Here is a 4376-nt window from a genome sequence, read left to right on the forward strand (position 1 = left end):
AAAAAAAAAGCTGATAAGCATATAAACAAGTTATGCTTTATAACAAGTCATTGATTTTTTACGGATAAGTGGTTGATTTACTGTCGGAAAAAGAAAAACAATAGGGAAAAAAAGCAAAGCAAAACCAACCAACGGGCGGTAGGACTGTGAACGGCTTTTTATGGCGTGTACACATTTGTGTACAAAAAGTTTGTATTTTATTGAAATATAGCTATCTTTGTACTGAATTTAAAAGCAAACAGATATGGAAGCATTATCAGTAAGAGAATACCGTAACAACCTCGCAGCGTCTTTCACCAAAGCTGACAATGGCGAGCAGGTACTAATTCGCAGGAAAAACGAGATTTACGCTTTGGTAAAAGTTGGTCGTGAAGATTTGATGATAACCCCGGAACTGCAAGCAAGGATTGACAAGGCAAGGGAAGAAATCAAATCCGGAAAGTGTGTTACCCTCAAAAGCAGTGAGGATATTGATGCTTATTTCGACAGTCTATGATGTACACAATTAGGGTTTCCGACGGGGTGGATAAGGTGATTGCCAAATGGAAGAAATCAAACCCCAATTTGTTCAAGAAGTATAAGAAAATCTACAAAGAATTGTTAGAGCACCCTAAGACTGGGCTTGGGCATCCCGAAGCGTTAAGGGGCGGTGGGGATATTACATGGTCTCGACACATTACCGCCCATGACCGGATAATCTATGACATTTACGAGGAAGTGGTAGAGGTCTACATTTTGGAGGTAGAGGGGCATTACAACGATAAATGATAAAACTGTTATGGTCGAATATTGTGTTTACTGGTTAGAGAACGGCGAGCCTATGCACGAGGTGTTCTCTAACCTTGCCGCCGCCGAGATGTACTCATGTGCGATAAGAGGGAAAGAAAACGTTGAATGGGTGGAGGTGTCCGAAGAAGAAGCCATTGATTTGGACGAACTGGAAGACATGTTCCCGGATGACTTCTGCGGCGTGTAATCCCCTTGGGTAGAAATGGGGTAGATTTTGTTAGGCTGTGGGGGATTTTCTAACACGCCGGGGCTTTTTTGCCGGGCGGTTAGTGTGGATGTATTCCAATGCGGTATGTGTATATATAGCAAGAAGTGTCCTTGTCGGACAATTCTTGCTTTTCTCGCTTTGCTCAAAAAGATTTTAAGATTACCTTTGTGACATGGAAGTAAGACGGAACGAAAAGATTACATTCCGCTGTACCCGGTATGAAAAGCTGGCACTTGCGGAGCAGGCAGCCCGATGTAGCATGAGCACATCGGAGTATTGCCGGAGTTTGTCCCTTGGAGGTCGCCCAAGGGAAAGGTACACCGAGGAGGAACGGCAGCTTCTCCGGGACATAGCCCAGTTGAAAGGAACGCTCCAACGGCTGAACAACTACTTCGGTGGTCGCCAGTACCGGGAGGTATTTGAAGAGAATCAGGCACTAATCACCGAACTTAAAAAAATACTTTCACGATGATAGGGAAAGGAAAGAGCATATCGCATGGTACGGCTGCACTGGAGTATGACCTTGCCAAAGAGATAGACGGACAGACAGCAGCCATCGAGATAGCCCGGCATGAACTTTACGGGTGTACGGGTGCGGAAATGGTACAGGAAATGAAACCATACCACGCTGATTTTCCGAACGTAAAAAACAATTGCCTACGTTTCGAGGTCAGTCCTTCGATAGAGGAAAGCGCCACCTTTACGGATGCGGACTGGGCGGAACTTGGTAACGACTTCATGCAGCGCATGGGGCTGGCGAACCACCAGTACATCATCATCCGGCACAGCGGTACGGAGAGCAAAAAAGAACAAGCCCACCTGCATATACTGGCAAACCGGGTTTCCCTTTCCGGGGAACTGTACCGGGATAACTGGATAGGGAAAAAGGCAACGGAAGCCGCCAACGCCATAGCCAAGGAACGGAACTTTGTACAGTCGCAGGACATCGGCAAAGCCAACAAAGCGGAAATCAAGGAAGCCATGGACGACGTATTGAAGAAGATGCAGGGCTTTGACTTGACTAAATTCAAGGAAGAACTTGGTAGGAGAGGTTTTAAAGTTCGGGAAGCCAGGGCAAGCACCGGAAAACTTAACGGCTACTACGTCACAGCCCGAAGCGGTACGGAGTATAAGGCGAGCGAGATAGGGAAAGGCTACACTCTCGCCCATATCGAGCGGACACAAAGCAAACTGAAATATAACTCAATGAACATATCTCATGGAAACAAACTCACATCCGGAAGCGGTAGCTTCCACCGTTAAGCAGGGACAGTACAGCCCCCGGAAAAGAAAAGACACAGCACCAAAGGTTAACCCGCAGCTTGCGATAGAACTGTTTTTTCAAGAAATGGGACGTATTGAAGCCTATACAAAGCGCATAGAGGATGCAACATCCCGAAAGGTACAAATAGACGGGAAAAGCCTCGAAAGTGCCGAAAATCGCCTAAAAAACGTATTGTCGGACTTTGAACGGCAGGGGTACAGAATGAAAAACGGCGGTTATGTGGACAAACGGATTTCGTTCTACTCAATCCTTTGTGCTGTTATCTCCCTATTGTTCGCTTGTTTCATGTGCTATCTTTGGACGGATGCAGCCAAAGACCGGGACAACTACAAGCAGTATTATGAATACTTCCAAGAGCAGGCAAGGGAACAAAAGGGAAACAAATAAACTCTAACTTTACGAATTATGGGAACAACGGAACACGAAGAACCCCGGTTCTTCTTCATACTGAACAAGGGTGCGAAGTCCGGCGGCGAAATCACCCATGCTGTCCTAAACGGTAGTATCGTTTCGAAGCCGGCAGGCTGGGACGCCTTTCATGGGCTTGTACTGGCGAAAGAGAAACTAAGCAGCGAGGAAATACAGCGGCAGATGAAAGAGCTTGGTGTAGAAATGGAAATCGTTCCTCTGATTTGACAAGATTACCCCGGCTGAAATATACCGGGGTAATCTTGTCACTTATCCTTGATTTTCCCTTTAAGGGCGTTTATAATCCACCCTTTTGGATTTGTTTTTGTCCTTGATTTTCCTCTAAGTATGGCGAGTTCTGTCATGATGTCTGGAAGTTCCATTTGTGCTGTTACAAATAAATCCCGGTTGTTTTTGATTTCTTTATCGGAGAACTCCAAAGATGTTTTTAAGTAACTTATCACTTGCCTACCTAAATCCCATGAAAGCCCGGTTTGCTTTTGTAGCTCTTTTTTGTATAGCTCTGCATCACGATGCTCTGGCTTGAATATTGGATAGAAGTTGAAACTTACAATTTTTTTCCCCTCCTTGTTTGCGGACCATTCGAATGTATAAGGACTTAGTTCGTCCAGCTCATTTTTTGCAGGTTCAATTACTTTCCGGACAAAATCGTTTGTCTTTGCGTATTTATCTTGTACTTTAAACATTTCTTTGAGCTGTTCAAGTGGATAGATTAGTTTTGTTTTCTGACCGCTTAAAAGTTCGTAGAACCGCATAGAATATACACTCTTAAACTTCATCGCAGTGGCTAATTCGTATTTGCGAAACCCTTTTGAAAAATCTAAGCAGCAGTCCCATATGTGTGAGTCTATTTGGAATGATACAACAGATGAACGCTTCTTTATCTTTGGCAATGCAATAATAGAAATGCTTATCCATTCTTTTTCATCCTCATAGGTAAAGATTTTCTTTTGTAGAGATAACAGTGCTTGTTTTACACGTGTGTAGTTTTCATCACTTTCTCCATTTAGCAATGAAGCAATAGGCATTGTGATGTGAACGGTATCAAAAAGTGTGTGTTCTATTTTTTTACAATCAGTTGCAAACCTAACTCCTTGGAGTTCACCTTGAGCCATTTCTACAATTCTATAAAGTATGCGCTTCTCATAAACGGAAAAGTCATACTTGGCTGTCGTCATAATATAGCTTTGTATTTGGTCTTTATTGACGACTGTTACACTGTTGTTCTTCTGTTGTTTCGTTTTCATCATCTACACGAAAGGATAAAATACTGTTGGCTTTATCTATGTGAGGAGCGTATATTTCAGAAAATTTTGCGAGGATAGAAATTGCGTTTTTTACCCTTTCAAATTCTTCTTTCTTAAAATGAACTATGATTTTCTTCATCCTTTATTGATTATTAGTATGTTGCGCAAATATAATAAGTAATTACGACTTGTGCAAATGGAAATCGTAGATGATGCAAAATAACATTCAAAAAGTCGTATTTGGAAGAGAAAATAACATTCAAAAAGTCGTAGTAATGTGTTAAATAGCATTCAAAAAGTCGTAGTAATGTGTTAAATGAATTGTGTAAGCGGTTGGATTTCAGCGTGATTTTTAGTTAAAAAAAAAAGCTGATAAGCATATAAACAAGTTATGCTTTATAACAAGTCATTGATTTTT

Annotated in this window: 9 protein-coding genes; 7 read left to right on the forward strand and 2 right to left on the reverse strand. The window is 42.3% G+C overall.

The window, feature by feature from the left end:
• Positions 1-244 precede the first annotated feature (244 nt).
• From DWY55_RS21595 to DWY55_RS21625, 7 genes are all read left to right on the forward strand, one after another.
• A complete protein-coding gene (locus DWY55_RS21595) occupies positions 245-496 on the forward strand; it encodes a hypothetical protein (protein WP_004295507.1) in 252 nt (83 codons plus the stop codon).
• Positions 493-768, forward strand: coding sequence for a type II toxin-antitoxin system YoeB family toxin (locus DWY55_RS21600; protein ID WP_004327436.1), 276 nt, complete (start codon positions 493-495; stop codon positions 766-768). Before DWY55_RS21595 ends, DWY55_RS21600 begins: the two co-directional genes overlap by 4 nt.
• Positions 769-778: 10 nt before the next feature.
• A complete protein-coding gene (locus tag DWY55_RS21605; RefSeq protein ID WP_005683054.1) occupies positions 779-976 on the forward strand; it encodes a hypothetical protein in 198 nt (65 codons plus the stop codon).
• A gap of 193 nt (positions 977-1169) precedes the next feature.
• The gene (gene mbpA / locus DWY55_RS21610; RefSeq protein WP_005683055.1) at positions 1170-1469 is read left to right on the forward strand and encodes a mobilization protein MbpA; all 300 of its coding nucleotides are present in this window, start codon (positions 1170-1172) and stop codon (positions 1467-1469) included.
• Positions 1466-2260 carry a mobilization protein MbpB gene (gene mbpB / locus DWY55_RS21615; protein WP_007755894.1) on the forward strand — a complete coding sequence of 265 codons (795 nt, stop codon included), beginning with the start codon at positions 1466-1468 and terminating at the stop codon, positions 2258-2260. The genes mbpA and mbpB overlap by 4 nt, the downstream gene beginning before the upstream one ends.
• On the forward strand, positions 2217-2669 hold the full coding sequence (gene mbpC, locus DWY55_RS21620; protein ID WP_007755893.1) for a mobilization protein MbpC: 453 nt from the start codon (positions 2217-2219) through the stop codon (positions 2667-2669). Before mbpB ends, mbpC begins: the two co-directional genes overlap by 44 nt.
• 18 nt (positions 2670-2687) lie before the next feature.
• Positions 2688-2918, forward strand: a complete 231-nt coding sequence (locus DWY55_RS21625; protein ID WP_007755891.1) for a hypothetical protein — start codon at positions 2688-2690, stop codon at positions 2916-2918.
• Positions 2919-2956: 38 nt separating this feature from the next.
• On the opposite strand, the gene DWY55_RS21630 is transcribed toward DWY55_RS21625, so the two are convergent.
• A complete protein-coding gene (locus tag DWY55_RS21630) occupies positions 2957-3961 on the reverse strand; it encodes a replication initiation protein (RefSeq protein WP_007755890.1) in 1005 nt (334 codons plus the stop codon).
• Positions 3912-4097, reverse strand: a complete 186-nt coding sequence (locus DWY55_RS21635; RefSeq protein ID WP_007560600.1) for a hypothetical protein — start codon at positions 4095-4097, stop codon at positions 3912-3914. Before DWY55_RS21635 ends, DWY55_RS21630 begins: the two co-directional genes overlap by 50 nt.
• Positions 4098-4376: the final 279 nt, after the last annotated feature.

The sequence above is a fragment of the Bacteroides sp. AF25-38AC genome, assembly GCF_003602995.1.
GTDB classification, from domain to species: Bacteria; Bacteroidota; Bacteroidia; order Bacteroidales; family Bacteroidaceae; genus Bacteroides; species Bacteroides uniformis.

Coding starts and splice junctions, on each gene's coding strand:
- DWY55_RS21635 (WP_007560600.1), bottom strand. CDS start 4,097: ATGAAGAAAATCATAGTTCATTTTAAGAAAGAAGAATTTGAAAGGGTA.
- DWY55_RS21625 (WP_007755891.1), top strand. CDS start 2,688: ATGGGAACAACGGAACACGAAGAACCCCGGTTCTTCTTCATACTGAAC.
- DWY55_RS21595 (WP_004295507.1), top strand. CDS start 245: ATGGAAGCATTATCAGTAAGAGAATACCGTAACAACCTCGCAGCGTCT.
- mbpC (WP_007755893.1), top strand. CDS start 2,217: ATGGAAACAAACTCACATCCGGAAGCGGTAGCTTCCACCGTTAAGCAG.
- DWY55_RS21630 (WP_007755890.1), bottom strand. CDS start 3,961: ATGATGAAAACGAAACAACAGAAGAACAACAGTGTAACAGTCGTCAAT.
- mbpB (WP_007755894.1), top strand. CDS start 1,466: ATGATAGGGAAAGGAAAGAGCATATCGCATGGTACGGCTGCACTGGAG.
- DWY55_RS21600 (WP_004327436.1), top strand. CDS start 493: ATGATGTACACAATTAGGGTTTCCGACGGGGTGGATAAGGTGATTGCC.
- mbpA (WP_005683055.1), top strand. CDS start 1,170: ATGGAAGTAAGACGGAACGAAAAGATTACATTCCGCTGTACCCGGTAT.
- DWY55_RS21605 (WP_005683054.1), top strand. CDS start 779: ATGGTCGAATATTGTGTTTACTGGTTAGAGAACGGCGAGCCTATGCAC.